Source organism: Hyunsoonleella jejuensis, from assembly GCF_900111025.1.
GTDB lineage: Bacteria > Bacteroidota > Bacteroidia > Flavobacteriales > Flavobacteriaceae > Jejuia > Jejuia jejuensis.
In genome coordinates, this window is the sequence record NZ_FOFN01000001.1 from 1011226 (window position 1) to 1026354 (window position 15129).

Annotated in this window: 14 protein-coding genes and 1 riboswitch; of the genes, 12 read left to right on the plus strand and 2 right to left on the minus strand. The window is 35.4% G+C overall.

The features are described 5' to 3' along the window. The first annotated feature begins 53 nt into the window (after positions 1-53). The 10 genes from BMY39_RS04360 (at position 54) to BMY39_RS04405 (ending at position 8745) form a co-directional block, all read left to right on the plus strand. On the plus strand, positions 54-920 hold the full coding sequence (locus BMY39_RS04360; protein ID WP_092575978.1) for an acyl-CoA thioesterase: 867 nt from the start codon (positions 54-56) through the stop codon (positions 918-920). Between the two features lie 6 nt (positions 921-926). Beyond that, positions 927-1601: a glycerophosphodiester phosphodiesterase gene (locus tag BMY39_RS04365; protein ID WP_092575981.1), complete on the plus strand. Its 675-nt coding sequence runs from the start codon at positions 927-929 to the stop codon at positions 1599-1601. Further along, entirely contained in the window at positions 1598-2833 is a 1236-nt protein-coding gene (locus BMY39_RS04370) for a BaiN/RdsA family NAD(P)/FAD-dependent oxidoreductase (protein ID WP_092575985.1), read from the plus strand. The genes BMY39_RS04365 and BMY39_RS04370 overlap by 4 nt, the downstream gene beginning before the upstream one ends. A gap of 1 nt (position 2834) precedes the next feature. After that, positions 2835-3248, plus strand: a complete 414-nt coding sequence (locus BMY39_RS04375) for a DUF4174 domain-containing protein (RefSeq protein WP_177176541.1) — start codon at positions 2835-2837, stop codon at positions 3246-3248. After that, positions 3214-3774: a DUF1697 domain-containing protein gene (locus BMY39_RS04380; protein WP_245738163.1), complete on the plus strand. Its 561-nt coding sequence runs from the start codon at positions 3214-3216 to the stop codon at positions 3772-3774. The genes BMY39_RS04375 and BMY39_RS04380 overlap by 35 nt, the downstream gene beginning before the upstream one ends. 5 nt (positions 3775-3779) lie before the next feature. Further along, on the plus strand, positions 3780-4913 hold the full coding sequence (locus BMY39_RS04385) for a diphosphomevalonate decarboxylase (protein WP_092575993.1): 1134 nt from the start codon (positions 3780-3782) through the stop codon (positions 4911-4913). A 71-nt stretch (positions 4914-4984) separates the two neighbouring features. Then, on the plus strand, positions 4985-5914 hold the full coding sequence (locus tag BMY39_RS04390; protein ID WP_092575996.1) for a mevalonate kinase family protein: 930 nt from the start codon (positions 4985-4987) through the stop codon (positions 5912-5914). 72 nt (positions 5915-5986) lie between these two features. Beyond that, entirely contained in the window at positions 5987-6889 is a 903-nt protein-coding gene (locus tag BMY39_RS04395; RefSeq protein ID WP_092576001.1) for a geranylgeranylglycerol-phosphate geranylgeranyltransferase, read from the plus strand. After that, positions 6890-7840 carry a carbon-nitrogen hydrolase family protein gene (locus BMY39_RS04400; RefSeq protein ID WP_092576006.1) on the plus strand — a complete coding sequence of 317 codons (951 nt, stop codon included), beginning with the start codon at positions 6890-6892 and terminating at the stop codon, positions 7838-7840. 62 nt (positions 7841-7902) lie between these two features. Beyond that, positions 7903-8745: a pseudouridine synthase gene (locus BMY39_RS04405; RefSeq protein WP_092576012.1), complete on the plus strand. Its 843-nt coding sequence runs from the start codon at positions 7903-7905 to the stop codon at positions 8743-8745. A 225-nt stretch (positions 8746-8970) separates the two neighbouring features. Here the strand turns inward: BMY39_RS04405 and leuB are convergent, their stop codons facing one another. Beyond that, positions 8971-10089, minus strand: coding sequence for a 3-isopropylmalate dehydrogenase (leuB, locus tag BMY39_RS04410; RefSeq protein WP_092576015.1), 1119 nt, complete (start codon positions 10087-10089; stop codon positions 8971-8973). Between the two features lie 10 nt (positions 10090-10099). Next, a complete protein-coding gene (locus BMY39_RS04415) occupies positions 10100-11275 on the minus strand; it encodes a 2-isopropylmalate synthase (RefSeq protein ID WP_092576019.1) in 1176 nt (391 codons plus the stop codon). A gap of 149 nt (positions 11276-11424) precedes the next feature. Here BMY39_RS04415 and BMY39_RS04420 point away from each other — a divergent pair, with 149 nt between their 5' ends. Both BMY39_RS04420 and BMY39_RS04425 read left to right on the plus strand, forming a co-directional pair. Beyond that, complete coding sequence (locus tag BMY39_RS04420) at positions 11425-12969, plus strand: hypothetical protein (RefSeq protein WP_092576022.1); 1545 nt, start codon at positions 11425-11427, stop codon at positions 12967-12969. A 402-nt stretch (positions 12970-13371) separates the two neighbouring features. Next, a riboswitch (SAM riboswitch) is annotated at positions 13372-13498 on the plus strand. Positions 13499-13612: 114 nt separating this feature from the next. Further along, positions 13613-14887 (plus strand): O-acetylhomoserine aminocarboxypropyltransferase/cysteine synthase family protein, encoded by a 1275-nt coding sequence (locus tag BMY39_RS04425; protein ID WP_092576025.1) that lies wholly within the window; start codon positions 13613-13615, stop codon positions 14885-14887. Positions 14888-15129 lie beyond the last annotated feature (242 nt).

The window sequence follows — 15129 nt, forward strand, 5'->3', positions numbered from 1 at the left end:
GTGTAAAGCCTCTTATAATTTAATAATTTTATGGTGAAATTGAAATTTTGTATATGACGACGGTTGATGATTTGCTAAATCTTCTAGTATTAGATAAAATAAGTGATAACGAATTTAATGGAGAAAGTAAAACAGTGGGCAGTCCCATTGTTTTTGGAGGGCAAGTTCTGGCTCAAGCGCTAAATGCAGCTAGCAGAACCATTACCAACCAAAGAATTTTACATTCCATGCACGCCTATTTTTTAGAAGCTGGCGATTTAGAGCAACCTATTACCTATCATGTTAGTGTTATTAGAGATGGCGGTAGTTTTTCAGTAAGAAGGGTTACTGCATCACAAAACAAAATCACCATTTTTATTTTAGCCGCATCTTTCCATAAACGAGAGGAAGGTTACGAGCACCAAATACAAATGAAGTCTGGTATTAAACCACCTGAGTCGTTGTTAAGTTGGACAGATTTGCGGGTGGAGTATGGTGATGCCTTGCCTAAAGGCCTAAAAACATTTTTAGAAATAAAAAGACCAATAGAGTTTAAACCAACAGCATTTGCAAATCCGTTACGTCCAAAAGATCTGCCGCCAAACCATGATGTTTGGTTTAAATTAAAGGGCAATGTTAACAATATAGATTTGGCCACCAAACAGCAGATTTTAACTTATATATCAGATTATAATATTTTGGTTTCCACCTTAAACCCTCATGCTAGTAAAGCACATTGGGGAAATACAATAACAGCGAGTTTGGACCACTCGATGTGGTATTTTAGGGATTTTGATTTTTCCGACTGGTTGTTGTACTCTATGGAGTCTCCTAGCGCATCCCATGCTAGAGGATTTGCTAGAGGTAATATATTTACAAGAGAAGGTAAATTAATAGCTACAGTTGCACAAGAAGGTTTAATACGTCCAATAAATAAATAATAAAATATGCTAAAAATAGGACACAGAGGGGTAAAAGGGCACGTTGCCGAAAATACTTTACCATCTATCCAAAAAGCTTTAAAATTAGGTGTTGATGGGATTGAAATTGATGTGCATCGTTGTGCATCGGGAGAATTAGTGGTTTTTCATGATTTTACTTTAGATAGGATGACGAATGGCACTGGAGAGATTTCAAAATTCACTTATAAAGAATTAAAAAAACTTAAAACCAAAGGTAACTTTGAAATTCCAACCTTAGCACAGGTTTTAACCCTAATTGATAATAAATGCTTGCTAAATGTTGAGCTTAAAGGGCATAATACTGCAAAAGAAGCAGCGAGAATTATTAAGTTTTATATAGATAAGAAAGGATGGGAATACCAAAACTTTATAGTATCTAGTTTTCAGGAAGACTTGTTGCAGGAGGTTTTCAATATTAATAAACATATTCCCCTTGGAGTATTAACAGAGAATAATTTAGAAAAATCTGTTGCCTTAGCTAAACGTATTAATGCAATTTCTATTCACGTAAATTATACCATGCTTACTGAGGAAATTGTTCAAGAATTAAAGCAGGATTACAAGGTGTTTGCTTTTACGGTTAATAACTTAAAACCACTTGCAAGGATACAATCTTATGGTGTAGATGGCATTATTTCTGATTATCCAGACCGTATATGATTAAGAAGGACGTAATTATTGTGGGAGGCGGAGCAGGAGGTTTTTTTGCGGCAATTAATATAGCTGAACAACGTCCAGATCTAAAAGTTGCAATTTTAGAACGCGGAAAGGAAGGGCTTACCAAAGTCAAGGTCTCTGGAGGAGGTCGTTGTAATGTGACGCATGCTGAATTTATCCCTCAGGAACTAATTTTGAATTATCCACGAGGTGAAAAGGAACTCTTAGGGCCATTTCACCAGTTTATGACAGGAGATACTATCGAGTGGTTTGAAAAGCGCGGTGTTCCCTTAAAAATTGAAGATGATGGTAGAATGTTCCCAGTGAGCAATTCTTCCCAAACCATTATAGATTGTTTTTTAGCTGATGCTAAAAAATATAAGGTTGAGGTATTGTATAATCACTCGGTAAAAAAGATAGAGACATCTTTTCAAGAGCAGTCGGGTGGTTATTATTTTGAATTAGAAACAACTCAAGGTTTGTTTTCAGCTGAAAAAATTTTAGTAGCTACAGGAAGCAATCCTAAAATTTGGAAATTGCTTGAAAACCTTGGACATACCATAACGCAACCAGTACCATCTCTATTTACTTTTAATATTGAAGACGAACGTATAAAAGACATTCCTGGAGTTGTAGCCAAAAACGTGGAGGTTCAAGTTTTAAATACAAATTTATGGAGTGAAGGTCCGTTGTTGATAACACATTGGGGTATGAGTGCGCCATCAATTTTAAAACTATCTGCATTTGGCGCTTTAGAACTTGCCAAAAGAGATTACAGATTTCAAATAGAAATTAATTTCATAAAACAGTCTTTTAATGATTGTTTAGAGCTGTTAAAAGTTCTAAAACAAGATTTAGCTAAAAAGTCGGTATATAAATCCACACAATTTAATCTTCCAAAGCGGTTATGGCACCAATTGGTTTTAGCATCACAAATGGATGAAGATACCCGATGGGCAGATTTAAATAAACAGCAATTAGAAAATTTAGCAGGCCAACTCACTAAGGCTGTTTTTAATGTTGATGGGAAAAGCACTTTTAAAGAGGAGTTTGTTACAGCCGGAGGTGTCAATCTTAAAGAAGTTAATTTTAAAACTTTTGAAAGTAAAAAAGTTAAAAATCTATATTTTGCAGGTGAGGTTTTAAATATTGATGCTGTAACAGGAGGATTTAACTTTCAAAATGCATGGACTGGTGCATATATTGCAGCGAAAGCGATTACGAAATCTATTTGATATGAAATTTTTAATTATGGTTTGTCTTATTTCTAATGTTATGTGGTCTCAAAACTTAGATGCACATCGATGGAAAGAGCGTGTTATTATAATTTCTGCGGATGAAGAAAATTCAAAACTAGCAGAAGCACAGTTGGATATATTTAAAGCTGAGACAGAGAAATGCATTGACAGAAACATTGTAATATACAAATGCGTTGCTAATAATTGTGAGTTTTATGAAGGACGACAAGATTCAAATAAAGTCAAAATTAAGAAACCTGAAAAAGGCTTTAAAATCTCATTAATTGGATTAGATGGCGGTGAAAAAGTTAATTCGAATAAAGTTGAGAAAGCTGCCGTGATCTTCAATTTAATTGATACTATGCCTATGAGACGGAATGAGATCAAAAGGCGTAAGAAAAAAAATGATTAAATATATAGCTTTACTTCGTGGTATAAATGTTGGCGGTCAAAAAAAAATTCCGATGGCAGAACTTAGGGCTCTATTAACTAATGTTGGATTGGAAAATGTGCACACTTATATACAAAGCGGGAATGTAATTTTTCAATCTTCAGAAACGGATACATCTAAGTTAGCGTTGAAAATCCAAGACACCATTACATCCCATTTTGAGTTTGAAGTCCCAGTTTTAGTTCTAAAACCAGAAGCTTTGCAGCAAATTGTTGATGAATGTCCATTTCCTAAACAGCAAAAAGAGAATAGTCATTTTATAATGTTGTACGCTGCTCCTGAAAATAACTTAGTTGATGAGGTTGCTAGATTATCATATCCTAACGAAGTATTTTTAATCACTAATTATTGTGTGTATTTCCACTCTTTTAATGGTTACGGAAAGACAAAGTTTAGCAATAATTTTTTTGAGCGAAAACTAAAAGTGACTGCAACGGCTAGAAACTATAAAACAATGATAAAGTTATTATCTTTGTCAGCAGAATAAATACTATGACAGAGAAAGATTTTATTCCCAAATCATATTCAAATAACATCGAAAGTGGAAGTTTTACTTGGTCGTCACCAAGTAATATTGCATTGATAAAGTATTGGGGAAAAAAAGAGCGCCAAATCCCTGAAAACCCTTCCGTTAGCTTTACTTTAAGTAATTGTAAAACTATAACAAAAGTTAGTTTTTCAAGAAAAGAAGATACGGCGAACTTTTCGTTTGATGTGTTTTTAGATGGAGATCAAAAAGACGATTTCAAACCAAAAATTGAAACATTTTTTAAGAGAGTAGAAGTTTACTTGCCTTTTTTAAGAGATTATCATTTTAAAATTGAAACATCAAATACGTTTCCCCACAGTTCTGGTATTGCATCCTCGGCCTCTGGAATGAGCGCATTGGCTTTGTGCCTCATGAGTATTGAAAAAGAATTAATTAATTCTGATGTCACCCTGAACGATGTCACTGAGCATGATCGCAGTGCAGCTGAAGGGTCTTTTAATCAAGAGTATTTCATCAAAAAAGCATCATTTTTAGCCAGATTAGGCTCAGGAAGCGCATGTAGAAGTCTAGAAGGCGATTTGGTAGTTTGGGGATGTCATGAAGCTATTGAAGAAAGCTCGGATTTGTTTGGTGTAAAATATCCTTTTGAAGTGCACCAAAACTTCAAAAATTATCAGGATACTATTTTATTAGTCGATAAAGGTGAAAAACAAGTAAGTAGTACGGTAGGGCATAATTTAATGTATGGGCATCCCTTTGCAAAAGAGCGCTTTCAACAGGCCAATAAAAATTTGAATGATATGGTTGACGTATTTAAAGAAGGTGATTTAGATAAGTTTGTAGCCTTAGTTGAAAGTGAAGCCTTAACATTACACGCGATGATGATGACGAGTATGCCTTATTTTATCTTAATGAAACCGAATACATTAGAGATTATCAATAAAATTTGGGCATTTAGGAGAAAAACAGGCTCAAAAGTGTGTTTTACTTTAGATGCAGGCGCTAATGTACATGTGCTCTATCCTGAACAAGAAGCAGCTAGAGTCTTAGAATTTATTGAGAATGAATTAGTTGCATATTGCCAAAATGGACAGTATATTTGCGACGTTATTGGTTTGGGTGCTGAGAAATTATAAAATTATTAATTCTTTTGTTTAAAAAAATATTATATTTGTTAAACAAGTAGCCCTAAATAAAATAGCTACATATGAAAGGACCTCTTTTTTATTCTAAAATTTTACTCTTTGGTGAATACGGTATCATCAAGGATTCCAAAGGTTTGTCTATTCCATATAGTTTTTATAACGGTGCCCTGAAGAAAGATGAACATCCTTCAGAAGCAGCAATAAAGTCTAATGAAAGTTTAAAGCGATTTGTAGAACATATACAAGGTATTGATGATGCAATCGTACGCTTTGATGTAGATAGGCTATTAGAAGATGTAAACTCAGGAATGTATTTCGATTCTTCAATTCCACAGGGTTATGGTGTTGGAAGTAGTGGTGCCTTGGTTGCAGCTATTTATGACAAATATGCGTTTGATAAAATTACGGTACTTGAAAATTTAACCCGAGAGAAACTTTTGAAATTAAAGTCAATCTTTTCAGCTATGGAATCGTTTTTCCATGGTAGTTCTTCAGGATTAGATCCCTTAAACAGTTATCTGAGTATTCCAATTTTAATCAATTCTAAAGATAATATTGAAGCCACTGGCATTCCTGCGCAACAAAGCGAAGGTAAGGGTGGTGTATTTCTTTTAGATTCTGGGATTATTGGTGAAACTGCCCCTATGGTAACCTTATTCATGGAAAACATGAAAAAGGAAGGTTTCCGAAATATGCTTAAAAACCAATTTATAAAGCGTACTGATGCTTGTGTGGACGATTTCTTGAAAGGAGATATTAAATCTTTGTTCAGAAATACAAAGCAGCTTTCTAAAATAGTGCTGAATCATTTTAAACCTATGATTCCTCAGCAGTTTCATGAACTTTGGAAAAAGGGGATTGAAACTAACGACTATTATCTAAAATTATGTGGTTCTGGTGGCGGAGGCTATATTCTTGGGTTTACCGAAGATATGGAGAAAGCAAAACAATCACTTTCAGATTATAAATTAGAAGTAGTTTATAACTTCTAAAATGCAATATTTCTTATCTTTATAGTCACCCTGAGCGCAGTCGAAGGGTGTTCATCTTGAAATTCTTTTTTAATGCTTTCCAGAAAACAGAAACATATATTGCTAAAGTTTTTCAGCATGTTTTCTGTCGTTAGAGGTTATAATATTTTAATTATTGTTATTGCCCAGTATCTCACGTCAATTTACATTTTGGCTTACGATAAACCTGTAAAAGAGGTTGTGCTAGATGTAAACCTTTTAATGCTAGTTTTAGCTTCGGCGGCAACGATCGCAGGAGGCTATATAATCAATAGCTTTTACGATTCTGAAAAAGATTTGATTAACCGCCCCATAAAATCACGATTGGATAGGTTGGTAAGTCAAAACACTAAATTGTCATTTTATTTCGTGCTTAATTTTATTGCAGTGATTATGGCGAGTTATGTGTCCTTTAAAGCGGTAATATTCTTTTCTGTTTACATTTTTGGTATTTGGTTTTATTCCCATAAACTAAAGAAATTGCCGTTTATAGGGAATCTTACATCAGCAATACTAACCATTACGCCGTTTTTCGCCATTTTCATGTATTATAAAAATTTTGAAACAGTAATTTTTGTTCACGCTATATTTTTATTTTTAATGATTTCTATGCGCGAACTCACTAAAGATTTAGAAAACATTAAGGGTGATGTCGCTCAAAACTATATCACAATTCCAGTAGCATACGGTGAAAAAGTGTCAAAAACAATGCTGACAGTTTTAGCAGTAACAACCCTTATTCCCATGTATTTACTACTGTTTTATTTTGAAGTAGGCTATATGTATCTTTTCTTTTATTTAAGTTTATTTTTATTAGTGGTGTTTTTGATATTATTGTGGAAATCTACAACAAAAGTACAGTACTTGATACTGCACAATATTTTAAAATTTATAATTCTTGCAGGTGTATTTAGTATTTTGCTGATAGATGTGAGTGTTATTTTAAACCGAATTTAAATGCAAAATTTATTGAAAGTTGCACTGGCTCAAATTTCACCAGTTTGGTTGAGTAAGCATGATACCTTGGTAAAGGTAGAGCAATCCATTATTGAAGCAGCAGAAGAACAATGTGAACTCATCGTTTTTGGGGAAGGTTTAGTGCCTGGGTATCCGTTTTGGTTGGCATTAACTGGTGGAGCAGAATGGAATACAAAAGTGAATAAGGCGTTGCATGCGCATTACGTTAAAAACTCTATTACTATTGAAGATGGTGATTTAGAAGGGATTTGTAAGCTAGCCAAGACACACAATATAGCAATTTATTTAGGTGTTATTGAACGTCCTGTTGATCGCGGCGGACATAGCATTTATGCATCTTTGGTTTATATCAATGAAAAAGGTGAAATTAAATCGGTTCACAGAAAATTACAACCCACTTATGATGAGCGCTTAACATGGGCGCCAGGAGATGGTAATGGCTTACAAGTGCATCCGCTTAAAGATTTTACCGTTGGAGGGTTAAACTGTTGGGAGAATTGGATGCCTCTACCAAGAGCAGCCCTATATGGTTTAGGTGAAAACTTACATGTAGCGGTATGGCCCGGGAGTGATCATAATACCAAAGATATTACACGTTTTATAGCTAGGGAGTCGCGGTCCTTTGTAATTTCAGTAAGTAGTTTAATGTCAAAAAGCGATTTCCCGAAAGACACACCGCATTTAGATAAAATACTTGAAAAAGCCTCAGATGTTTTAGCCAATGGAGGTAGCTGTATAGCGGGACCAGATGGGGAATGGATTGTAGAACCGGTATTACACAAATCGGGGTTAATAGTGGAAACTATTGATTTTAAACGGGTGTATGAAGAGCGACAAAATTTTGATGCCGTAGGGCACTATTCCAGACCCGATGTTACACAGCTTCATGTGAATACAGAACGACAATCTACAGTTAAATTCACTAAATAATTCGTAAATCTAAATTCTATAATGGTAAATTTTAAGTATATCTTTGTGCAAAATTATAAATAATGAATAGACAACAAGGAGGCAAAGGTAAAGGGAAACCGTCAGGACGTGGTAGTGGAAACAAGCGTTTTACCAGTTATGCGAGAGGAAATGCTCCAATAAAAAAATCTAAGCCGGAACAAAAAGGCTCTGGAAATTCTGATGAAATTCGTTTGAACAAATATGTGGCAAATGCTGGAGTATGTTCTCGTCGTGAAGCCGATGTACATATTGCTACAGGTTTAGTTGCTGTAAATGGCAAAATAATCACCGAAATGGGCTACAAGGTAAAGCCTGGAGACGAAGTACGCTATGATGGTGCTAGAATAAGCCCAGAGAAAAAGGCTTATGTATTGCTAAACAAGCCTAAAGGCTTTGCAACTACTACAAGCGAAGGTAAAGGCAAAACCGTAATGGATTTAGTGGCAAATGCTACGAATTCCAAAATAAAACCTATCGGTCGTTTGGGCAGAAATTCTAAAGGGTTGTTGTTATTTACTAATGATGATACTATTCATAAAAAATTCACCAATTCTAAGCATGGTGTGGAGCGTTTGTTTCACATTGAATTAGATAAAAATTTAAAACTGGAGGATTTAAAAAAGATTCAAAACGGATTTAAGTTAGAAGGTAAATTAATTGAAGTTGAAGAAATTAGCTATATAGATGGCGCAAGTAAAAAAGAGGTTGGTTTAAAAATAAAAAATACAGGCAATACAATTATTCGAACCATTTTTGAACATTTTAGATACGATATCATTAGTGTTGATTGTGTTGCTATTGCGCACTTAACAAAAAAAGATATTCCGCGTGGCCACTGGAAGCACTTAACGGAGCAAGAGTTGAATACGCTGCGTATGTTGTAGTTTATTAATTTCCACTCAACTTTGGGTAAATATTTTTCGAGGAAGATACACTAGTAAAGTTAAGTAATATCGAAAGAAACGGAGATGAAATTTTTAAACCCTAGCATTATACTGATTAGTGTTTAAAGAAGAATATATAAAAAAGAGCCCTAGAATTGGGCTCTCGTTTTTTGGACATATCCTTTAGTTTGGCTATTTAATCGTATTGGTGACTAATTCAAAAAATTAAATAATGGTGGATTGCCCCAAGTGAATATTCGTAAAGTTTAGATTAGTCTCTTCTGGGTTGTTTATAAAGTCTTCAATAAAATCACCCACTTTACTCGTAGAGATATTATCGTATTTCGTGTTTAAATCTGGTGTGGTGATATGCAGTTTTAACGACTTGTCTACAGCTTCACGCACCAAAGCAGCTTCATCGGCTAAATTAAAATAGTCTAATAACATAGCTGCCGATAAAATTGAAGCAATGGGGTTAGCAATACCTTTATTTTTTGCGATGGAATAGGCGCCATGAATAGGTTCAAACATCGCATGTTTATCACCACGCGAGGCAGAGGCTAATAGTCCAATAGAGCCAACGATAACACTGGCTTCTTCTGATAAAATATCACCAAACATATTCTCGGTAAGTATAACATCAAATTGTTTAGGCTTTTTTATAAGTTCTACCGCTGCATTATCAACAAACATAAAATCTAATTTTACATCTGGATATTGTTTTCCCAAGTCTAAAACCGTGCGTCGCCATAATCTAGAGCTTTCTAAAACATTGGCTTTATCAACTAAGGTTAATTTTCCTTTTCTAGATTGGGCTGCTTTAAATGCTGCATGGGCAATGCGTTCTATTTCATAACGATGGTATTCGCAAACATCAGATGCCGTATTGCCATCAGCGCTTAGTGTTTTTTTTCCAAAATAAATACCACCAGTAAGCTCTCTGAAAATAAGAATGTTTGTGTCTCTAATTTGTTTTACTTTTAAAGACGATTTGTTCAATAAATCATCATAAGCAATTACAGGGCGAATGTTGGTGTGTAACGCTAAGGCTTTACGTAATCCAAGGAGGCCTTGCTCTGGACGAATTTTAGCATCAGGATCAATGTCGTAAGCAGTATCACCAATGGCACCAAACAAAACCGCATCGGCATTTTTACAAAGTTCGATGGTTTCCTCAGGTAAAGGATTTTGTGTTTTGTCTATTGCTGCGGCACCAACTAATCCGTATTGAAAGTTAAACGTATGCTCGAATGCCATACCAATAGCCCTAAGGACCTTGACCGCCTCGGCAGTAACTTCAGGGCCGATGCCATCACCTGGTAAAACAGCAATGTCTAATTTCATAGTCGTTATGTTATGATGAAGTGATTTCGTTATACACTTTCGTAGATTCTATTATTTGATGAATATCGTTATCATCAATCTCTTTCTTTTTATCGGCAAACTCTAAAAACTTAGTGTAAACTTCGTCCAACTGTAACTTGGTGAGTTCGTAGCCTACATTCTTTGCTCTATAAGCCAAAGCTGCTCTACCGCTTCTTGCTGTTAATACAATGGCAGACTCGGTAACACCAACATCTTTAGGATCTATAATTTCGTAAGTCTCACGATTTTTAATCACACCATCTTGGTGAATTCCAGAACTGTGGGCAAATGCATTTGCACCAACAATGGCTTTGTTTGGTTGTGTATAAATCCCCATACTATCAGATACTAACTGACTTACGCCGTACAACATTTCAGTTTGTATTCTAGTATCCAAATTTAAGTACGGGTGTTGCTTTAAAATCATTACCACCTCTTCTAAGGCTGTATTTCCTGCGCGCTCACCAATACCATTAATCGTACATTCTATTTGGCGTGCTCCGTTAATTACACCTTCAATAGAATTGGCTGTAGCCAACCCTAAATCGTTATGGCAATGGCACGATAAAATGGCTTTATCAATACCTTTTACATTTTCTTTTAAGTATTTTATTTTAGCGCCATATTCATGAGGTAAACAATAACCTGTAGTGTCAGGAATATTTAAAACAGTGGCTCCTGCTTTTATCACAGCTTCACAAACGCGTGCGAGATATTCATTGTCGGTCCTACCGGCATCTTCAGCATAAAATTCTACATCTTCCACAAAAGACTTTGCATAACTTACCGCTTTCACAGCGCGTTCTATGATATCTTCTTGAGTAGATTTAAATTTGAATTTTATATGAGATTCCGAAGTGCCAATACCTGTATGTATCCTAGGTGTTTTGGCATATTTTAAAGCTTCAGCAGCAACTTTTATATCGTTTTCTACAGATCGTGTTAGTCCGCAAACGGTTGCATTTTTTACTATTTTCGATATTTCCTCTACCGATTTGAAATCGCCAGGGCTAGAAACAGGAAAACCAGCTTCAATAATATCTACACCCAATTTATCAAGCTGTTCAGCAATAATTAGTTTTTGTTCCGTATTTAGCTTACAGCCAGGAACTTGCTCTCCATCGCGAAGGGTAGTATCAAAAATTTGAACGTGATTATCAGACATTTATTAGAATATATTTTCTTATTGTTTCACGAATTTATATTTTGGTTTCGTAAAAGCTACTATTCATATCGTTTTTTTTACGATGTTTAACTCATATGTTTATAGATTAAGTAATTGAAAATCAGTTTTTTAAATCTGATTTTACGACTATGGTAAAAGAGCAAAAAGATAATTTATTTGTTTTGGTGAAATCGCTTTCTAAATCAGAGAAGCGACAATTCAAATTATACGTGGGGAGATTGGGTGTAAACGAGGATTCGAAGTTTTTGATGTTGTTTAATATTTTAGACAAATTAAAGACTTATGACGAGGCCACTATTTTAAAAAAAGGCATCGTAAAAAAGCAACAATTGTCCAATCTTAAAGCACACCTTTACAAACAGATTCTAATCAGTTTACGTTTAAACCCTTCACATCAAAACATCAGAATTCAAATTAGGGAACAGCTAGATTTTGCTACTATTTTATACCACAAAGGCCTATACAAACAAAGCTTGAAAATTCTAGATAAAGCCAAAAATTTAGCGATTACCAACGAAGAAAAAAATGTAGCCTACGAAATTGTAGAGTTAGAAAAAGTAATAGAATCTCAATACATTACCAGAAGCATTAGCAATCGTGCCGATGAGCTAACCATTCAAGCGAAAGAATTGAGTTTACAGAATGTTTTGGCAAGTAAACTGTCTAATTTGTCATTACAATTGTACGGGTTATTTTTAAAAACAGGCTATGTAAAAAATGACGAGGAATACCAAATTATCGATAAATACTATCGCGATAGATTACCAAAATACGACATTAATAAACTGGGATTTCGCGAAAAACTATGGTTGTACAAAGCAAAATTATGGTATAGCTTTTTAACTGTAGATTTTTTGTCTTGTTACAAGTACGCCTCTAAATGGGTTGGTTTATTCTACGAAAACAAAGACATGATTGTTCTTAACCCTGTATTCTTTTTAAGAGGCAACCACTATTTGTTAGAAGCATTGTTCTATTTACGGCAATACAATAAGTTCAAAGAAACCTTAGCGAAGCTAGAAGAAATTACTCAAGAAAAATGGTTTCCGTTAGATGATAATAACGAATCTTTGGCCTTTTTATACATCTACAACAACAAATTTAATTTGCATTTTATAGAAGGCAGTTTTACAAAAGGGTTACCACTTATTGATGAGGTGTTAGAGCAACTAAAAAAGTATGGTAACCGTATTGATGAGCACCACGTTATGGTATTTTATTACAAAATGGCGAGTATGTGCTTTGGTGCCGGAGACAGTAAAAAATGTATTTATTATTTAGATAAAATTATAAGTAATAAATCGCTGCAAATGCGCGAAGATTTACTGTGTTTTTCAAGAATTTTAAACCTTGTGGCGCATTACGAAGCAGGATTAGATTACAACTTAGATGTATTGATAAAAAGCACCTATAAATTCCTGATTAAAATGGAAGACCTGTACGAAGTCCAAAAGGAATTTATTAAGTTTTTAAGGGTGCTGGGAGATATTTATCCGCATGAGGTAAAAGGAGAATTTATAAAACTCCATAAGAAATTAAAAGAATTCGAAAACGATCCTTACCAAAGTCGTGCATTCTTGTATTTAGATATTATCTCTTGGCTCGAATCTAAAATTGAGAGCCGACCTATAGGGCAAATTATTCGCGATAAGTTTTTACAAACGCAAGATTAAATTTTTTTTGGGCGCAACCCACAACACTTCGACAAGCTCAGTGCAGGAGGGTCCGGGCTTTCCGTTAATAGTTTTGGCTCGATGCGCGCCTCGCCAAAAGCTGCCACTGCAATCCCTTGCGCAGGTGTATTTGTATTGGTTTATGCTTTTACTATTGTAAAGCGGTTTTCTGGGGAAGTTCGTTTAATGTATTGCCGGATTTGCGCCGTACTTTAATAACTTGTATCCTACAGTAAACGAAAGTAGCTGAAAATTTTTACAAAATCAAGTGAATTATACGTAGGTATTAGGGATTAGTTTTTAGGCAAATACAACAAAAGCGAAAATAGTTTCTCGAAAAATTTGGATTTTTCACAATTAAAATTGAATATTTGCATTCACAAAGTTCAAACACTTATTGAAATGTTATCAAGAAAGGTGGAGGGAATAGACCCTTTGAAGCCTTAGCAACCTCCCGACCTTTTTCGGGGAAGGTGCTAAATTCTACTTAAACCCCGATGCAGGCATCGTTGGTTTGGATAGATAACCAAAAAAATTACATCGCTGTAATTTCAGAATTCTTAATAACATTTTTCTATGAAGTACACTTTTTTAAAGTGCATTTGAATTTTTGGTTTTAATATTAACTAGAAAAATTAGAAAAATGAGCGATCAAAAATTAGCAACAAACGCCCTACACGCAGGGCATGATGTAAAAGCCAATGGAGGTACAAGAGCGGTACCCATTTACCAAACAACATCGTATGTGTTTAACGATTCAGACCATGCAGCAAACCTCTTTTCTTTGCAGGAATTAGGATTTATTTACACGCGTTTAAACAACCCAACAAACCAAATTTTACAGGAGCGCTTAGCAGCGGTAGAAGGTGGTATTGGCGCTGTGGTCTTTGCTTCGGGAACAGCAGCGATTTCCACAGGATTGTTAACCTTGTTAAAATCTGGCGATCATATTGTAGCATCCAGCAGTTTATATGGCGGAACGTATAATTTACTAAGCGTTACCTTGCCAAGATTGGGCATTACAACGACGTTTGTAGATGCTTCAAATCCAGATAATTTTGCCGATGCAGTACAAGAAAACACAAGAGCCTTTTTTGTAGAATCTTTGGGTAATCCAAAATTGGATGTTCTGGATTTGGAGGCTATTGCGGTACATTCAAAAGCGGCAGGTGTTCCGTTTATTGTAGATAATACGGTAGCAACGCCAGCGCTGTTAAATCCTATTAAGCATGGTGCAAATATTGTAATACATTCGTTAACGAAGTATATTGGCGGACAAGGCACATCATTAGGTGGCGCTATTATAGATGCTGGAACGTTTGATTGGGCCAACGGAAAATTCCCAGAGTTTACCGAGCCTTCGGCTGGATATCACGGTTTAAAATATCATGAAGCTTTAGGAGCTGCATCTTACACATTTAAGTTAATTTTGGAAGGGTTGAGAGATTTTGGTGGCGCTATGAGTCCTACAAATGCGTTCAACATCATTCAAGGTTTAGAAACGCTACCGGTTAGAATTAAGCAACACAGTGAAAATGCTTTGGAATTGGCCAAATGGTTGGAGGCTCAGGATGAAGTAGCTTGGGTAAATTATCCAGGTCTAGAAAGTAGCAAATACAACGCATTAGCCAAAAAATATTTACCACAAGGACAGAGTGGAATTGTTACCTTTGGACATAAAGGTGGTTTTGATGCTGCAAAAACCATTGCGGATGAAACAAAGCTTTTCTCTTTGCTGGCTAATATTGGTGATACAAAATCATTAATTATTCACCCGTCAAGTACGACGCATCAACAATTGGATGAGGCGGAACAAGCTTCTGCTGGTGTATCTACCGATTTAATCAGATTGTCGGTGGGTATTGAAGATATAGAAGATTTAAAGGCGGATTTAAAACAGGCTTTTGCTAAGATATAAAAGCCCCACCTAACCTCCCCAAAGGGGAGGAACCATACTCATGCGGAGTATTGTGTTCGAGTGAGCGTAGTCGAGGTATTAGGAAGGCGAGGGTGCGATTTTAAATATAACAGTAAGCATTTCCCTCTTTGGAGGGGCTAGGAGTAGGTAAAAAGCAAAAGTTAAACGACTTTTGGGAACGGCCTTAGCAGACACACCCGCGTTAGGGATTGCAGTGGAAAGCCCACAGCCCGACGAAGGAG

Bases quoted from the DNA above. Each gene is read 5' to 3' on its own strand.
- BMY39_RS04420 (WP_092576022.1), top strand. From the start codon at position 11,425: ATGGTAAAAGAGCAAAAAGATAATTTATTTGTTTTGGTGAAATCGCTT.
- BMY39_RS04395 (WP_092576001.1), top strand. From the start codon at position 5,987: ATGCTTTCCAGAAAACAGAAACATATATTGCTAAAGTTTTTCAGCATG.
- BMY39_RS04405 (WP_092576012.1), top strand. From the start codon at position 7,903: ATGAATAGACAACAAGGAGGCAAAGGTAAAGGGAAACCGTCAGGACGT.
- BMY39_RS04425 (WP_092576025.1), top strand. From the start codon at position 13,613: ATGAGCGATCAAAAATTAGCAACAAACGCCCTACACGCAGGGCATGAT.
- leuB (WP_092576015.1), bottom strand. From the start codon at position 10,089: ATGAAATTAGACATTGCTGTTTTACCAGGTGATGGCATCGGCCCTGAA.
- BMY39_RS04415 (WP_092576019.1), bottom strand. From the start codon at position 11,275: ATGTCTGATAATCACGTTCAAATTTTTGATACTACCCTTCGCGATGGA.
- BMY39_RS04390 (WP_092575996.1), top strand. From the start codon at position 4,985: ATGAAAGGACCTCTTTTTTATTCTAAAATTTTACTCTTTGGTGAATAC.
- BMY39_RS04360 (WP_092575978.1), top strand. From the start codon at position 54: ATGACGACGGTTGATGATTTGCTAAATCTTCTAGTATTAGATAAAATA.
- BMY39_RS04375 (WP_177176541.1), top strand. From the start codon at position 2,835: ATGAAATTTTTAATTATGGTTTGTCTTATTTCTAATGTTATGTGGTCT.
- BMY39_RS04385 (WP_092575993.1), top strand. From the start codon at position 3,780: ATGACAGAGAAAGATTTTATTCCCAAATCATATTCAAATAACATCGAA.
- BMY39_RS04400 (WP_092576006.1), top strand. From the start codon at position 6,890: ATGCAAAATTTATTGAAAGTTGCACTGGCTCAAATTTCACCAGTTTGG.
- BMY39_RS04365 (WP_092575981.1), top strand. From the start codon at position 927: ATGCTAAAAATAGGACACAGAGGGGTAAAAGGGCACGTTGCCGAAAAT.
- BMY39_RS04380 (WP_245738163.1), top strand. From the start codon at position 3,214: ATGAGATCAAAAGGCGTAAGAAAAAAAATGATTAAATATATAGCTTTA.
- BMY39_RS04370 (WP_092575985.1), top strand. From the start codon at position 1,598: ATGATTAAGAAGGACGTAATTATTGTGGGAGGCGGAGCAGGAGGTTTT.